Here is a 15,325-nt window from a genome sequence, read left to right as displayed (position 1 = left end):
ACTTGATCATTTGCCGCATCTTGACTAAACTTTTCATCATTGTATTTGCTATGCACCAGTAGCTCAGTGGATAGAGTACCTGGCTACGAACCAGGTGGTCAGAGGTTCAAATCCTCTCTGGTGCGACTGCATAAATTATAAATAATAAGATTTAGGATAATCATGGAATCATTGTTGATTGGAAAGTCTGCTCCGGATTTTACTGCCCATGCCGTAGTTAACGGTGAAGTACAAACAATTTCATTGGCTGATTATCGTGGTAAATACGTGGTACTTTTCTTTTATCCTAAGGATTTTACTTATGTGTGTCCTACAGAACTTCACGCCTTTCAAACTGCTTTAGCAGAATTTCATAGTCGAGGTGCTGAGGTTTTAGGTTGTTCTGTAGATGATATAGATACTCACCAGCGTTGGCTGAATACGGATAAAAAAGTCGGGGGTGTTCGAGGAATCACCTATCCACTACTTTCTGATGTCGGTGGCGAGCTTTCCCGACTTTATGGTGTTTTAGATAGTGTATCGGGATTATCTTTTCGGGGATGCTTTCTAATTGATAAAGAAGGAATTATCCGACATTTGGTTATCAATGATTTATTTTTAGGTCGTTCTATAGATGAGGAAATACGGGTTTTGGATGCTCTTATTTTCTTTGAAAATCATGGTTTAGTTTGTCCTGCGAATTGGCAGCAGGGACAAAGAGCAATGGCTCCCAATGAAGAAGGATTGAAAGAGTATTTTGGGACGATAGATTAAAATAACTTATTAAATGTTAATAAGTCATACAAGTCTTGTTCAAACAATAAAAGAAGGCTTTTATATTTTTCGCACAAAGATTTAGAGGCTTCAATGAGGTGTTGGTCTCCTACTCCAGGAAGTCCCATAGCAATAATGTTTTTCAGTGTGGTTTGTGTATTTAAAAAATGGAGTCCGAAAAAATAACTATCTACGCAATAACCCTCTTCTTTTACACGGAAGTATAATACATTGTAGTTATACATTAAAGCTTGTATAGCAAGGGATATCCCCGATTTTGTTGTTGTGGGATCGCTGCCTAAATGATCATAAAGATCTGCCGTACTACGACATAAATAAGCAACGTCATAACTGCCCTTTTCTGCTTCACCAAATAAAGCTATTGTTGATTTCATTGAGTTGTGGATATAGCGGCCTTTATTCCTAATCCTACAAAAGATATTGTTTATTATCTATCAGAGAGAATAACTCTGAAAAGACAAAAAAACAAAATTATTTCTTATTCTTTGGTAAACAGAGCCTTTGATTAACATAAATAACATCAGAAGATAATTTATTAAGTTTTTTTAATTCTTCAACAGATATTTTGTATTTCGTGGCTATCTTTCCTAGGTTTTCTCCGGGTTGTACGATATGAATATGAGAGGGAATAGCTTCAGAAAAATCAGGATAGGTTTCGGAAGAACCATCGACAAGAGCAAGCAGGGATTGCCGTAAAAGACGGATATCTTGAGAAAGAGTTTTATAGTCTTTTTGAATGACTTCAAGTTTTTGTTGTAAAGCAGATTGGATGTCTTTTACTGATGTTGTCAATATGCTAAGAGTTTTTGCTAATGTTTTCTGTTCTGTTTCTAATTGTTTAATTTTACGCGCAATTACTTCGGGTTGTATCGACTCCAGCTGTTGAATTTTAGAATCTTGTTCATCCAAACGCTCTACCAAAATTTGCATTTCAGATTCATAACATAGCAATTTAGCAGAAGTATCTTCAATTTCAGCGAGAAGAGTTTGCAAAGAAGGACTTTTCCCTGCTGCACATCCAGGAGTGGTCCCTAGGATGGCAAAGAATACTCCTAGGAATAAAGAACTAATTTTATTAACGTCCATGCACTTTAAATTCCGTACGACGATTTTGTTGCCAAGCGAGCTCATCATGCGAAAGACAGATGGGGCGCTCCTTTCCATAAGAAATGGTAAATAGGCGTTCGGGAGAGATGCCTTGTTTGATTAAGTGTTGTTTAACAGCATTAGCTCTTCGAGCTCCTAGAGCAAGGTTATACGATGCAGCTCCACGTTCATCTGTATGACCTTCGATGTATAAGGTTATTTTTGGAGATTTTTGCATGTGACGAACAAGACTAGATAGAATAGCTAAATTTTCTTCACCTTTAATGGTGTAGCTGTCCGTTGCAAAGGTAATATTGCGAAATGCTACTGTACTACTACTAGTTTTATATAATTGTTCTGCTTTTGAATCGTAAGTATTTACAAGATTTTGGTTGATTTCATCATCTGAGTATAGAGGAACAAACGCGCATGCGTGTTGTTTTTTCTTTTTAGAATTCTGGCAAGTTTGACAGACAACATCGAAGTCACCGCAAGGATAGCAACATGAAGATAAAGAAAAGAGGGCCAGTAGCCAAATGCAAAAGCGTAAATATTGTTGTTTCATACAGTTCTCTTTATTTAGTTATTTTAGGGCTCCCCCAAGAAGGGAAACGTTTTTCTCCTGGCCCTATAGCTATTTTCTTAGTTTTTTGAGTAATCAGACTTAATAAATAAATTTCTGATTCTCCTGCATTTCCTGCGCTATAAACGAGGTGTTGACTATCCGCAGCCCATGAGGGACTTTCCTTGTGTATGGGAGTAGTAGTGAGTTGAGTATCTTTTCCTGTAGAGAGGTCATAAATACAAATTTGACGGACACCTTTAATTACAGAGCAAAAAGCTATTTTTGTACCATCTGGAGACCATGCAGGGCAACTGCTATTTCTATATTTTTTTGTTAAAAGTCTTGGTGTTTGGATTTCAGGTTCGATTTGAAGAACATACAACCGAGGCCTACCATCTTTATTAGAAACGAAAACAATCTTAGAACCGTCAGGGCTAAACGATGGGTTTCCTTGCGTTCCATAGGTTTCATTGAGTATGCGCCGAGGTTTCCCCATGGCTCCTTGTACTAGGGAAAAGGATTGTAAGAACAAATCGGGGTTTCCACAGCTATCAGAGATAAAAGCAAGCAGCTTTTTTTTAGGGGAAAACGTAGGCATAAACTGGTTCCCCTGAAGATTGAGAATTTTTTTCCCCGAGGAACTTTCTAAAGAACCGAGAAAGATTTTAGGAACTCCCAATTTATATGATACATAGAAGTACGTAGAGTTTTCCCCAACATTTGTCCAATGCGGTGTGACAGATAAAGAATTCTCTTGTGTCAAGGGTTCTAAGTTTTCTCCATTATAATCTACAGACCAGAGTTCTCCTTGTTTTAACTCTTGATTTTGCGTAGATTTACATAAAGAAAAGACAATTTTCCCTGAGCTGATTCCTGGAATATTTGTTAACACATAGTGTAACTTATCTGCAGCTTCATGAATTTTTTGCTGATTTTTCTTTGTGTCTTCCGTCAGGATAATGGAATAGATAGGCTGGTATTCGTGATTAGCTTTTGCTAAGCTAAAGATGAGTTCAGGATAGTGCTCTAGTATAGCAATGCGCATGGGGGTTGATGCTGTGCCTGGTTTCACAAACACGGGGTGTAGGCGATCTCCAAGAGATAAATCATTAAGGAATATATTTCCAAGTGTATGTAGGTATTTTTGCTGTTTTACGTCCTGGGAGTGGATACGTAGTTCCACATGAACAGGAAATACCGTGGTTTCTGAGCGTACGATAACTTCTAAATCTCTCGCATCTAGATAGGGTGCCCATTGAAAAATAAGAAATATACTAGTCAGGACACGGAGTAACATCTCCACTTCCTATTGGTTAAGACTCATTACTTAGAAGCTTAATATGAAAAGTGATATTTTTCGAGATTTTGTATTTGTCTAGGAATTTTGTAAAAGGAATTTCTCGTATATGTGTAAGAATAAACTGTTTTTCTGCTTCACTAATTGGCGATAGAATTGTGCATTCATAGACTTTTCCTTGAGGAGTCAGTATGAGTTTAAGACGTATTTCTTTAGAGATAGGTAGGACAATATATTGACGGAGGAGTTGGCTGAGTTCTTCTTGTGTTTCTGCTAATGTAGATTCTGATGAAGGGATTTCCTGTTGTTTTGGCAAAGCAAGAGTTAGATGCGATGTGCTAACTTCCAGGTGATCGGAAAGTTTTTTTGTAAGATCTGAGATAGTTTTAAGTTTAGTGTTTTGAGCAGGGATATGCTTAGTTGTTTTTGGAGCTTCTTTAGGCTGGGGTTTGTCTATAGGTTTTTCTTGCGGCTGATGAGGAATTGCTTTGCTTGTTGTAGGTATCTCGGGTTGTTTGTCCGAACGGGAAAGCGGAGTAGCAGGTATTTTGCGGACTTGGTGGGTTTTAGGGGATACTTCAGGTTGGTCTGCTGGAGATTCATGAAGAAAGACAAGTTTTTCTTTAAAAGGCTTGAGTTTTGGACGGTTTTTTTTCTCTGGGGAACAAAGTAAAAGAGCGATGCAAACTCCGTGAATTAAAGCTGCAAAGAACACATAAGGGAAGAATATACGCATAACTAGCTTTTTAAAGCTATGTGAAGTTCAGGGAATCCTGCAGACTCTACAGTGGCCTTGACTTCTTGATATACTTTAAACGGAGTGTTTCCATCTTGTAGGAGCAAAGGGATTCTGTGCGGATTTTGTTGATATAAACGTGTGAGTTGTGCTTTCAGTTCTCCTAAAGCAAGTACCTGATCGTTTAATGTAATCGTACAGTCTGCAAATACTTTAATTGTGGTTGGTAACTCCTCCTTTTTCTCGAATATTTCATGTTTTTGTGTCCCTGGAGCTAGAGCAATCGAATCTAACCGCAGTAAAGGCATAGTAATCATAAAGGCCATGAGAATAACAAAGACAATGTCAATGAGTGGCGTAAGGTTTACACTAGATTCTTCTTCGGTATCTTCGATGCTAATATACTTCATAGTTTTGTTTGGCGGTATTTTACTTCTATGGAATTTAATAATAAATATGCGGTTTGTTCGATTTCTAAAATTAATCGGGAAGAGTGGGCTTTAAGGTAATTAAATCCGATAAGAGAGGGGATGGCTACAAATAATCCGACAATTGTTGTGCCTAGAGCTGTGGCTAATCCTTCCATCATGGCTGTATTCTGTACTTGACCTGAATGAATGTGGGAAAAAGCTAATAAAATCCCCCAAACGGTTCCTAAAAGACCTAAGAAGGGGGCAAGACTTATTGTTGTTATGGGAATGAAGTTATTTTCATGCACAAGCGCACGATATTTTGGCATAACAGCCCCCAGTAACGTTTCTAAAGATTGGATATCTTCAGTGAATAATAGGGGGCCTTGATCCGGAGCTTGTTGGCGATTTTTATCTAAGAGTTCTAAAGTTCCTCGTTTAATTGTGAAGTAAAGATCAGCAAAAGGATTAAGTTCGGGGTGAATTTCTAAGGATAAGGGGGCGTGACGGTTTTTTATTAAGAAATCTTTAAGAGATTTTCCTGATTTTAAAAATTTTTTTTGAATGACAAGCTTCTGGTGTAGTACTGTCCAGGTACATAAAGAAAGGAGCAATAGGCTGAAAAATATCCCTTTACCAAAAAGATCCGCTTCCTGAAAGGCCTGGATAATGGGATTATGAGTACTCTGTAGCATAGATGATAAAGTTCTTTACATTGGTGGGTGAACTAAAGACGATCCTAGCAAAATTTAAGTATAGAGCCAAGAGGGTTTCTCAGAGAAATAAAAAAAAATAAGTATTATGTAGTATAATTAAATGCCTGATTTAGAATTAAGTGGGGTTAATTTGAATAAAATCAAAAGGTATTTTCAAACTATCCTAGCAACAGCATGCTTCTTGTTACCTATGTCTATGAGAACTTTATATGCTCAAGAAAAAGGCAAGGAAGAATTAGGAGCCAGTTTAATTTCTGCAGATTCTCATATCCCTCGAGGTGGACAATTCCGTGTGGGGATACGAATTGCTGGACCCGAAGGTAGCCATATTTATTGGAAAAACCCTGGGGAAGTGGGTAGCCCGTTAAAGATTTGTTGGAATTTACCCGAAGGATTTGTTGTTAACGAGGAACATTGGCCCGCACCTCAGGTTTTTGAGGAAGAGGGTACAACCTATTTCGGTTATGACAGTACTGCGTTGATTGTTGCAGATATAAGTTCTCCTGCAAATGTTGAGGGAGAAGGTGCGGACATACAGGCTCATGTAGAATGGTTAGCATGTAGTGATAGCTGCGTTCCTGGTAAAGCAGATTTAAAATTGTCTCTTCCCTATGGAGAGGGTAACGAAGTCATCCATCCTGATGATGCACGAGATTTTGCCAGAACCTTGCAGCTGCGTCCTCGTGTTTTAGCAGAGGGGCAGCAGGTAGTATTGGAGAAGAGTTCTGACGGGAAGATCATCGTTAATATCCCCGTGTCTAGTGAGGCAGAGAAGGCATGGTTTATATCTGAAAAAGCAGATAGAATTTTTGCTTGTTCTGAAGAAGAAGCTATAAAAGTTGGTACACAAACACAATGGAAGTTAAGTGTAAAGACACGAGATCATATTCAAAGTAACCAAGAATTAGAAGGTGTCTTGTTACTCACAGATCGCTTAGGAAGGCAATTGGAATCTTTTATTATTCGTGGTCATATTGCGGGCGATCCAGTAACACCAAGTTCAGGCATTCTAGGTTATGCAACTATTTTAGTTATGGCATTTTTCGGAGGTCTTTTATTAAACATCATGCCCTGTGTGCTACCTCTGATTACTCTTAAAGTCTACGGATTAATTAAGTCTGCTGGGGAACAACGTTCTTCAGTCATTAGGAACGGGCTATGTTTTACCCTAGGTGTTGTGGGATGTTTTTGGGCATTAGCTGGAGTTGCGGTTTTTTTAAAAATGCTAGGGCATAATATTGGTTGGGGATTCCAGTTACAAGAGCCCATGTTTGTTGCAACTTTAATGATTATCTTTTTCCTTTTTGCTTTGAGTTCTCTCGGTTTATTTGAAGTAGGAGCCATGTTTACAAATTTAGGGAGCAAATTGCAATCCGCAGAGATGGGAACCCCAAGGAATACAGCTATAAGTTCTCTATGTAACGGTATCCTCGCTACGTTGGTGACAACGCCTTGTACGGGACCATTCTTAGGTTCGGTATTAGGGTTGGTTATGTCGTTAACATTTGCAAGTCAGTTACTTATATTTACTGCTATTGGTTTAGGAATGGCTCTTCCTTACCTAATATTTGCGATTTTCCCCAAGATGCTTTCCCTACTTCCTAAACCTGGAGGTTGGATGAGTGCATTCAAACAGCTTACAGGTTTTATGCTTCTGGGAACGGTAACGTGGCTAGCATGGATTTTTGGTTCAGAGACAAGTACAACAGCGTTGATTATTTTATTATCGGGTTTATGGTTGTCCGGACTTGGCGCATGGATTCAAGGGAAATGGGGAACTCCTGTATCTCCTAGGAGAATGAGGGCTGTAGCTTCCACAGTATTTTTCGGATGCATTTTGGGGGCGCTATCCTTAAGTTTTGTTGCTTCTCGCTATTTTGTAGAAATGCACAATCCTGCAGAAAGCGAAACGTGGCAACCATTTTCCTCTGCGAAACTTGCAGCATTGCGTAAGGAAGGTCATCCAGTGTTCGTGAACTTTACTGCTAAGTGGTGCTTAACGTGTCAAATGAATAAGCATGTGTTATATGCACATACGGTACAGGAAATATTTAAGCAGCACGGTGTAGTCACTCTAGAAGCTGACTGGACACGTCAAGATCCTGGAATTACTGAAGAACTTGCTCGTTTAGGGCGAGCTAGCGTTCCTTCCTATGTGTATTATCCTCCGAATCAGAAGGAACCCATCGTGCTTCCTGAGAAATTAACGCAAACTGTTATTGAAAATATGTTCTTTTCGCAACGGTAAGAAGTTCACAGGGAAATCATTATTCTGATTTACTGTATAGCTTGAGCACGTGTCTCTTCAGGAATCGTTTTCTCTGAGTTCTGAAGGTGTTGCAAATAGGTGCAAGATCGTATAGTGTATATTCCTAACCTGAGGGGGGAGGATGAGTTTAGCTGATGCCCATGTGCATCTTTCAGACGCCGCTTTTTGTGAAGATGTGGATGATGTGATGGCTCGAGCTAGGGATTCGGGAGTATCCCTTGTGGTGAATGTAACGACAACCAAAAACGAGCTTGATACATCATTTGCTTATGCAGAGAGGTTCTCATACATGCGTTTTTGTCATGTTGCAGGAACTCCTCCCCAGGATGCTCAGAACGTTATAGAAGATGATTTTCGCTATTTTCGTGACGTGGCTCATACAGGGAAATTATCTGCTATTGGAGAAGTCGGGTTAGATTATTATTTTGCGGATACTGAGATAACTAGAGAAAGACAAAAGGAAGTTCTTTGTCGGTATTTATCTTTAGCATTGGAGTGTGCTTTACCTCTTGTTATTCATTGTCGTGCTGCCTTCTCTGACTTTTTCTCTATATTAGATCAATACTATCACCATGATTCTCGCTCTTGTCCGGGAATGTTACATTGTTTTACTGGAACGCTAGATGAAGCTAAGGAACTACTTTCTCGTGGGTGGTTTATATCTATCAGTGGCATTGTTACTTTTAAGAATGCCCAGGATTTACGAGATCTCGTTGCTGAAATTCCCCTAGATCATTTGCTCATAGAAACAGATGCTCCTTTTCTTGCTCCAACTCCTTGGCGAGGTAAGAAAAATGAACCCGCTTATATAATACACACGATAGAAACCATTGCAACAATTTACGGTATAAGCATAAAGGATCTTAAAGATATCGCTTATACAAATATCCTACGTTTTCTTCATAAAACCAAAAATTAAGTATTTTTTATAAAATTACTTTCCATAATTTTATATAAGCTTCTATGGTTCTGGCAAAGATCTTTTGGAGTCGCAGCTTACGATGCGTGGGAATAAGGAAATTCATTCTGCAATTGCTCAGAAACCACGAAGCTATGCTCGCTTTGTGTTGCGTTGTGTGCATTCTTTATCTGGGATAGTCTTCACATTATTTCTTTGTGAACATATTTTTACTAATATGTTGGCTTCTTCTTATTTTCTTGAGGGCTCGGGTTTTGTTCAATTAGTAAGTAGTTTTCACCGCATTCCTGGTTTGAAAGCTATAGAAATCGTGTGTTTAGCTTTGCCTTTTCTATGTCATGCAATCCTTGGCATTCCATATCTTTTCCAAGCATGTCCTAATGCAGGTATTTCCCGGGGAAGTAAGCCTGCGTTACTATACGCTAGGAATATTGCGTATACTTGGCAAAGGAGAACAGCATGGATTTTACTTTTTGGATTGATCTTTCATGTTGTGCAGTTTCGTTTTGTCTGTTATCCCGTTTATGTAGAATTGCATGGGCAGACTTATTATGGCGTGAAGATCCATCCTGAGAGGTATTCTGCTATAGTGCGAGGAACCCATGGAATGTTTACAGTAAATTTTTCTGATCCTCAAAAACATACATTGCGTTTGGATATTAGTGATTTTGAAGGTAGTCAAGTTTCACGTTTATCAACACATCCGTATCTTCTTACACCTAGTATAGGCACAGCTTTCCTGTATGTGGTGCGAAATGCTTTAGGATCGTTGTGGGTAGCTGTTTTTTATACAGTACTTGTCCTTGCTGCTGCGTTTCATGGATTTAATGGGTTGTGGACGTTTATCTCTCGTTGGGGAATAGTTCTTCCTACACGGTTACAGACAGGTTTGCGTAATGTATGTTATTGTGCCATGGTTATTGTTTCTGCTATGGGCGTGAGTACGATTTGGAATATATATAACATGGCGTAGGGTATGGAAAGACGTATTATTATAGTTGGAGGAGGATTAGCAGGATTATCGGCTGCTATGAAATTAGCAGATCATGGGATTTGTGTTCATTTAGTGTCGTTAACAAAAGTAAAACGATCACATTCTGTCTGTGCTCAGGGGGGGATTAATGCAGCTTTAAATCTTCATTCTGAAGAAGAAGACTCTCCTTATATTCATGCTTATGACACAATTAAAGGAGGGGATTTCCTTGCAGACCAACCTCCTGTTTTAGAAATGTGCTTAGCTGCACCAAGAATTATTCGTATGCTGGATAATTTTGGTTGTCCTTTTAATCGTACAGCTCAGGGTTCTTTAGATGTACGACGTTTTGGAGGTACTTTATACCATCGTACAGTATTTTGTGGCGCTTCTACAGGTCAGCAATTAATGTACACTTTAGATGAACAAGTCCGTCGTCGTGAACATCTGGGAAAAATTATTAAATATGAAAATCATGAATTTATACGGTTGGTAATCAATGGTTCAGGAAGAGCTTGTGGAATCATTATGATGAATTTGTTTAACCAGCGATTAGAAGCTTTACAAGGAGATGCCGTTATTTTTGCTACTGGTGGTCCTGGAGTGATTTTTAAAATGTCGACCAATTCTACATTTTGTACAGGAGCAGCCAATGGACGCTTATTTATGCAGGGCATGACGTATGCCAACCCAGAATTTATTCAGATTCACCCTACGGCCATTCCAGGTATTGATAAGCTTAGATTAATATCTGAGTCTGTACGAGGCGAGGGGGGGCGTGTTTGGGTTCCTGGAGATGCTTCAAAAACGATTACTTTCCCTGATGGTTCACAGCGCCCCTGTGGAAAAACAGGAGAACCCTGGTATTTTTTAGAAGAGATGTATCCTGTTTATGGAAATTTAGTAAGTCGTGACGTTGGAGCACGAGCTATTTTACAGGTATGTGAAGCTGGATTAGGCATTGATGGGCGTATGGAGGTGTTTTTAGATGTCACGCACTTGCCTTTAGAGACGCGAAGTAAGCTCGAAGTTGTTTTAGATATCTATAGAAAATTTACAGGAGAGGATCCAAATCATGTACCCATGAGGATTTTCCCTGCTGTGCATTATTCCATGGGGGGAGCATGGGTAGATTGGCCTGCAGCTGATGATCCTGATCGCGACAGCCGTTTTCGTCAGATGACGAATATTCCTGGGTGTTTTAATTGTGGAGAATCTGATTTTCAATATCATGGAGCCAATCGTTTAGGAGCAAATTCCTTGCTTTCCTGTTTATTTGCGGGATTAGTAGCTGGAGATGAAAGTGCTCGGTTTATTTCTGCATTTGGTTCTTGTCCCGCACAATCAACGGATTTTTCTGATGCTTTGCAACAAGAGAAGGAAGAGAATAGACGTTTATTGTCCCAAGATGGCGGAGAAAATATCTTTGTTTTGCACGAAGAAATGGCAAAGATGATGGTGAAGCATGTCACTGTAAAACGCAATAATAAAGATCTTCAAGATACGTTGGATCAATTAAAGGTATTACGAGAACGCTTACAAAGAGTTTCTGTGCATGATTCTTCAAAATTTGCTAATAAGACATTTCATTTTATCCGTCAGATGGGGCCTATGATAGAGATTGCTTTGGCAATTACTAAGGGAGCATTGTTACGTAATGAGTTTCGGGGATCCCATTATAAAGAGGAATTTCCACGACGTGATGATCTACATTGGTTGAAAACAACGTTAGTATCGTATTCTTCTGAAGAGCCTGAAGTTTCTTATACTCCTGTAGATACACGACATGTAGAACCTACACTGCGAGATTACACACAATCATCAACGGAGAACATTACGTTGATGAATGTCCCTAAGAATATTTGTTTACCCCTATAGGTGAACCATTATGGATCTTCCTACAACTTTTATATTAAAAATTTATCGAGGAACTCCAGGAAAACAATATTGGGAAAATTTTGAGCTTCCCCTACATCCTGGGGAGAATGTTATTAGTGCTCTTATGGAAATTGAAAAGCATCCTGTTAATGTTTTTGGGGAAACGGTGGACCCTGTAGTTTGGGAACAAGGATGTTTAGAAGAAGTTTGTGGATCATGTGCTTTATTAGTGAATGGCGTGCCTAGACAGGCTTGCACAGCATTGATAAAAGAGCATATCTTAACTACAGGATCTCGAGAAATTACTTTAGCTCCATTAACTAAGTTTCCTTTAATTCGGGATCTTATGGTAGATAGAACTCAGATGTTTGACAATCTAAAACATATTCAAGGATGGGTAACTGTAGAAACTCAAGGAGAAACTTTTGGTGTTCCTGTTTCTCAAGAGCAACAGAAACTTCTGTATGCATTATCTATGTGTATGACATGTGGGTGTTGTACAGAAGCTTGTCCACAAATAAGTACACGAAATACATTTATTGGCCCTGCAGCTATTGCTCAGGCACGATATTTTCATGCGTATCCTGGAGATAAACATAAGGAGAAGCGCTTACAAGCACTTATGGATACGCAGGGTATTGCTGGGTGTGGTCAAGCACATAATTGTGTTCGTGTATGTCCAAAAAAATTGCCGTTAACAGAAAGTATTTCTGCCATGGGAAGAGAAGTGTCTAAATATTCATTGAAACTTCTATTTCGCAAGATTTTCAGAAGAAAAAAGAAATCAGAAAATTAGAAGAATCCCTTAGGCATATGACTACGATACCCTGGAGGGGGAGGCATACCATAATCAATAGGATTGGCATACAGAGTCCAAGGTTGAGAAACACCGAAGAGTTCGTGTCTATTCTCTAAGGGATAGCCCTGTAATCCTGCGTAATTAAATTTCCACAGGTCAATTTCCTGTGTTCCTGGGTGGAGGATAAAGCCAAAGTAACTATAAGCCCAATTGGTATCGCCAAAAAGTAACGGAGCAGGATAAGCCAGTTGGTAATGACGCATAGCTGTTATCAGCCTAAGGAATAAGTCCTCTTCAAAGTAGATACGGCGATAGCTTTCCATAAGTAAACCTAACAATAAGTGACGCATATTTTCCGAGGATAATAAAGATAATTTCGGAATAAATTGTTCTATGAGTTTGGAAAATTTGTCATAAGTAATTCGAGATGAAATGCCTAAATAACCACAAATATTTTCAAGAACTTCTGGGATTTGTTGCTCTGAAATGTAGGGGATATCTTGAACAAGAGTATGAGCTAACCGTCTTTGATATAAAGTAAGTATTAGAAGTTCTGGAAATACATCTTTTAAAAATCGAGAGGCTTTGTCATAGAGCTCAGGAAGTGTGAGAGAATAATCAGAACAGAAATTATGGAAGTCTTTGGCAACATTTTGTAGGTTGTATTTTACGCAAAATCGATGAATAAATGTATAAATTTCCTGTTCACGTAAAAGAGTATCTTTGAGGAAATCTTGCTGTTGTTTCATCCAAATATCGCGTAACCATGTATAGCTGTACCAGTCGTTATTCCAAGCATCGCGAAATAATGGTGACCCTGCAGTTATGGAAAATACGTGAGTAGGAGACGAAGCTAAGAGATTATGAGAGCCATCTTCTAAATAATTTTTAATTGCAGATGGAAGGTCTTTTAAGGCGTCAGAAAAAAAAGCTGCTAATTCATGCGCATTTTCAGGATGCTTATTGATTCGCATCACCTTTTCTGTGTTTTCAAAGTAATCTTGAATTAAAGTATCTAAAGTTCCTCCGGAAACATATACCCAAGGCGTATGAGAAATCTTATTTAAATTATTGAGAATGGAAGAAGGTATAGGTTGCTGGTAGGCATGAAGTATACGTAGAATCGCAGATTCTTGAAATGTCGTTTTTTGTAGATGAGAAATGATCTTATTAATAAGAGTGGCGGCTTCTTTTTCTAGCCCTATTATGCCATGTTTACTTAAAAGATCATCTTCAGTAGAAGAAAAGAATTCAGAAAGAAAGGAGATAAATTCTTTTAGAGAATAGATAGGAGACCACGTGTGGGGATGGCTTCTCCCATGGGTAAATAAAATTCGAAATCCGGCAGGAATATCATCGTACATATGAGAGAATTCTTGAATAAAAGCATCATAAGAACTCCGGAAATACTGAGGCAAAACTTTGGTGTAAAACGACAAAACAAAATTTGGCAAAGATAATAATTTTTTTGCTTTTTCTTGAGCTGTATTCCAATCATGAAGCGCTTGGTTGAGTTCTTGGCGAAAACGAATATGATCCATGAGAAGAATTTTATTATCCTCAGCATTTATCGGATGTTTCATTCGGTTTTCAATATAATCTAATTGCGCTCGAGCTTCGTTATATGTTTGTTCGCACTTTTCTATAAGCTTACGAGCGTCATGCACTTCTTGTTCTACAGATTGTTGAATGACATGAGCTATACTTTGAGGATCCTGGGAATCCCATCCCAAAGCAATGCATATGTGTTTTAATGTGAATGAATTATTTGCGTCTGCAAGAGTGGCTAGCGTATATTCCCAAGATTTTAATAGAGGATTTTGTGTATCACGAATGAACGCCATTTTTGCTGCATTATAAGCAGTTAAATAGTTATATACGCGTTGATTTTGAGATAAGTTTTGTGTATGTTCCCCAGAGAAAACTGCTAGTTGTTTACTATACAAACCCTCCTGATATAGTAAAGACTGTAAGGCATGCGAAGTGATTTGGTAATGGTGTAAAAGTGTGCTTTCAATGATTTCATTTGCTGTTATGGTCTCATCAATATGCTGTAGCTTATTCATCAGATATTCATGAGACAGTAATTGTTGTATGCGAACTTGCGGATCATCTAAGGTTTGCACTAGTCCTGCTGCTAGAAAGGCATGGGTTAATCCCGGAGATAAAGAGAGTTTCATTATAGGATCGGGATATAAATCTAAAATACGTACGGGTTTAAATAGTTCTCCGATGCATCCCGAGAGATTGATAGGAACAGAAATTTCTCTGGAATTTACGATTCGTGTTATTTTCCCTGAAGATAGGAGATGATCCATATCTTTAATAAATAACTTAGGATATTCTTGATGGATTCTTATGGCGAATGCTGTAACGAAGCAAGATCCCACATCTTGACGTAAGTAGGAAAAAAGTGCGGTAAGAACGGCTTGACGTACATGGGTAGGAGTCAGAGAACTTCCTGAATCAAGAGCTAAAGTATGACGTATAAGATCTTGAATTGTGGTATACGAAGGGACAAAAAGTTTTTTTATCCGTTCTTTAATTTCAGATTCTTGTTTAATGGCTTGGAGCATGTGTAGAATATGTTCTCGAGATTGTGTTTCATCTTGTCGATAAGGTCCCAGAGGATATAGACATGAGGTGAGATGTTCAATTGCACGAACAACTTTAGCTATATCGATTTCTCCGTTATCTGCAAGAATGTAGCGTGCTGTATTTCTTGCTAGTGTAATATTTTTAGCTGCTAGGGGAGATTGTAGAGCTGTTATTTGGTAAGCACGGAATAGCTCATCATCTTCAGCACAGAAGATGTTATCTAATTCCTGAGGTTTTTGCTTATGAATTAGAGAATCAAAAACAAAATAGTCTAAACGTGACATAAGAAATAAGAGAGAGGTTAA

At 38.6% G+C, this 15,325-nt stretch carries 14 protein-coding genes and 1 tRNA gene; 7 read left to right on the top strand and 8 right to left on the bottom strand.

Going from position 1 to position 15,325, the window contains the following annotated elements; genetic code table 11:
* Positions 1-52 precede the first annotated feature (52 nt).
* Positions 53-125: transfer RNA gene (locus tag M787_RS01740), tRNA-Arg, on the top strand.
* Positions 126-162: 37 nt separating this feature from the next.
* Complete coding sequence (locus M787_RS01735; RefSeq protein ID WP_021828744.1) at positions 163-753, top strand: peroxiredoxin; 591 nt, start codon at positions 163-165, stop codon at positions 751-753.
* On the opposite strand, the gene M787_RS01730 is transcribed toward M787_RS01735, so the two are convergent.
* From M787_RS01730 to M787_RS01700, 7 genes are all read right to left on the bottom strand, one after another.
* Positions 750-1,148, bottom strand: a complete 399-nt coding sequence (locus M787_RS01730; protein ID WP_021828743.1) for a hypothetical protein — start codon at positions 1,146-1,148, stop codon at positions 750-752. The genes M787_RS01735 and M787_RS01730 overlap by 4 nt on opposite strands.
* Before the next feature lie 97 nt (positions 1,149-1,245).
* Positions 1,246-1,860 (bottom strand): LysM peptidoglycan-binding domain-containing protein, encoded by a 615-nt coding sequence (locus tag M787_RS01725; RefSeq protein ID WP_021828742.1) that lies wholly within the window; start codon positions 1,858-1,860, stop codon positions 1,246-1,248.
* Positions 1,850-2,425 carry an OmpA family protein gene (locus M787_RS01720; RefSeq protein WP_021828741.1) on the bottom strand — a complete coding sequence of 192 codons (576 nt, stop codon included), beginning with the start codon at positions 2,423-2,425 and terminating at the stop codon, positions 1,850-1,852. Before M787_RS01720 ends, M787_RS01725 begins: the two co-directional genes overlap by 11 nt.
* Before the next feature lie 10 nt (positions 2,426-2,435).
* Positions 2,436-3,722: a Tol-Pal system protein TolB gene (gene tolB, locus M787_RS01715; RefSeq protein ID WP_021828740.1), complete on the bottom strand. Its 1,287-nt coding sequence runs from the start codon at positions 3,720-3,722 to the stop codon at positions 2,436-2,438.
* 16 nt (positions 3,723-3,738) lie between these two features.
* Positions 3,739-4,458, bottom strand: coding sequence for an inclusion-associated protein (locus M787_RS01710; RefSeq protein ID WP_021828739.1), 720 nt, complete (start codon positions 4,456-4,458; stop codon positions 3,739-3,741).
* A 2-nt stretch (positions 4,459-4,460) separates the two neighbouring features.
* The gene (locus tag M787_RS01705) at positions 4,461-4,868 is read right to left on the bottom strand and encodes an ExbD/TolR family protein (RefSeq protein WP_021828738.1); all 408 of its coding nucleotides are present in this window, start codon (positions 4,866-4,868) and stop codon (positions 4,461-4,463) included.
* Entirely contained in the window at positions 4,865-5,563 is a 699-nt protein-coding gene (locus M787_RS01700) for a MotA/TolQ/ExbB proton channel family protein (RefSeq protein WP_021828737.1), read from the bottom strand. The genes M787_RS01705 and M787_RS01700 overlap by 4 nt, the downstream gene beginning before the upstream one ends.
* Before the next feature lie 151 nt (positions 5,564-5,714).
* On the opposite strand from M787_RS01700, the gene M787_RS01695 reads away from it, so the two are divergent.
* The 5 genes from M787_RS01695 (at position 5,715) to sdhB (ending at position 12,419) form a co-directional block, all read left to right on the top strand.
* Positions 5,715-7,832 carry a protein-disulfide reductase DsbD family protein gene (locus M787_RS01695; protein WP_021828736.1) on the top strand — a complete coding sequence of 706 codons (2,118 nt, stop codon included), beginning with the start codon at positions 5,715-5,717 and terminating at the stop codon, positions 7,830-7,832.
* Positions 7,833-7,974: 142 nt separating this feature from the next.
* A complete protein-coding gene (locus M787_RS01690; RefSeq protein ID WP_021828735.1) occupies positions 7,975-8,772 on the top strand; it encodes a TatD family hydrolase in 798 nt (265 codons plus the stop codon).
* Between the two features lie 82 nt (positions 8,773-8,854).
* Positions 8,855-9,745 (top strand): succinate dehydrogenase/fumarate reductase transmembrane subunit, encoded by an 891-nt coding sequence (locus M787_RS01685; protein ID WP_021828734.1) that lies wholly within the window; start codon positions 8,855-8,857, stop codon positions 9,743-9,745.
* Positions 9,746-9,748: 3 nt separating this feature from the next.
* Positions 9,749-11,623 carry a succinate dehydrogenase flavoprotein subunit gene (gene sdhA, locus M787_RS01680; RefSeq protein WP_021828733.1) on the top strand — a complete coding sequence of 625 codons (1,875 nt, stop codon included), beginning with the start codon at positions 9,749-9,751 and terminating at the stop codon, positions 11,621-11,623.
* A gap of 10 nt (positions 11,624-11,633) precedes the next feature.
* Positions 11,634-12,419, top strand: a complete 786-nt coding sequence (sdhB, locus tag M787_RS01675; RefSeq protein ID WP_021828732.1) for a succinate dehydrogenase iron-sulfur subunit — start codon at positions 11,634-11,636, stop codon at positions 12,417-12,419.
* Here sdhB and M787_RS01670 read toward each other — a convergent pair.
* Entirely contained in the window at positions 12,416-15,304 is a 2,889-nt protein-coding gene (locus tag M787_RS01670) for a hypothetical protein (protein WP_021828731.1), read from the bottom strand. The genes sdhB and M787_RS01670 overlap by 4 nt on opposite strands.
* Positions 15,305-15,325: the final 21 nt, after the last annotated feature.

Origin of the sequence: Chlamydia gallinacea 08-1274/3, assembly GCF_000471025.2 — a bacterium.
Lineage (GTDB): Bacteria > Chlamydiota > Chlamydiia > Chlamydiales > Chlamydiaceae > Chlamydia > Chlamydia gallinacea.
Note: the sequence above shows the minus strand (reverse complement) of the source record. Positions and strands in the feature narration are given on the sequence as shown.

What these genes read in the sequence shown, in the direction of transcription:
- M787_RS01730 (WP_021828743.1), bottom strand. Translation starts at nt 1,148, where the DNA reads ATGAAATCAACAATAGCTTTATTTGGTGAAGCAGAAAAGGGCAGTTAT.
- M787_RS01670 (WP_021828731.1), bottom strand. Translation starts at nt 15,304, where the DNA reads ATGTCACGTTTAGACTATTTTGTTTTTGATTCTCTAATTCATAAGCAA.
- M787_RS01705 (WP_021828738.1), bottom strand. Translation starts at nt 4,868, where the DNA reads ATGAAGTATATTAGCATCGAAGATACCGAAGAAGAATCTAGTGTAAAC.
- M787_RS01710 (WP_021828739.1), bottom strand. Translation starts at nt 4,458, where the DNA reads ATGCGTATATTCTTCCCTTATGTGTTCTTTGCAGCTTTAATTCACGGA.
- M787_RS01690 (WP_021828735.1), top strand. Translation starts at nt 7,975, where the DNA reads ATGAGTTTAGCTGATGCCCATGTGCATCTTTCAGACGCCGCTTTTTGT.
- M787_RS01725 (WP_021828742.1), bottom strand. Translation starts at nt 1,860, where the DNA reads ATGGACGTTAATAAAATTAGTTCTTTATTCCTAGGAGTATTCTTTGCC.
- M787_RS01735 (WP_021828744.1), top strand. Translation starts at nt 163, where the DNA reads ATGGAATCATTGTTGATTGGAAAGTCTGCTCCGGATTTTACTGCCCAT.
- M787_RS01720 (WP_021828741.1), bottom strand. Translation starts at nt 2,425, where the DNA reads ATGAAACAACAATATTTACGCTTTTGCATTTGGCTACTGGCCCTCTTT.
- sdhB (WP_021828732.1), top strand. Translation starts at nt 11,634, where the DNA reads ATGGATCTTCCTACAACTTTTATATTAAAAATTTATCGAGGAACTCCA.
- tolB (WP_021828740.1), bottom strand. Translation starts at nt 3,722, where the DNA reads ATGTTACTCCGTGTCCTGACTAGTATATTTCTTATTTTTCAATGGGCA.
- M787_RS01685 (WP_021828734.1), top strand. Translation starts at nt 8,855, where the DNA reads ATGCGTGGGAATAAGGAAATTCATTCTGCAATTGCTCAGAAACCACGA.
- sdhA (WP_021828733.1), top strand. Translation starts at nt 9,749, where the DNA reads ATGGAAAGACGTATTATTATAGTTGGAGGAGGATTAGCAGGATTATCG.
- M787_RS01700 (WP_021828737.1), bottom strand. Translation starts at nt 5,563, where the DNA reads ATGCTACAGAGTACTCATAATCCCATTATCCAGGCCTTTCAGGAAGCG.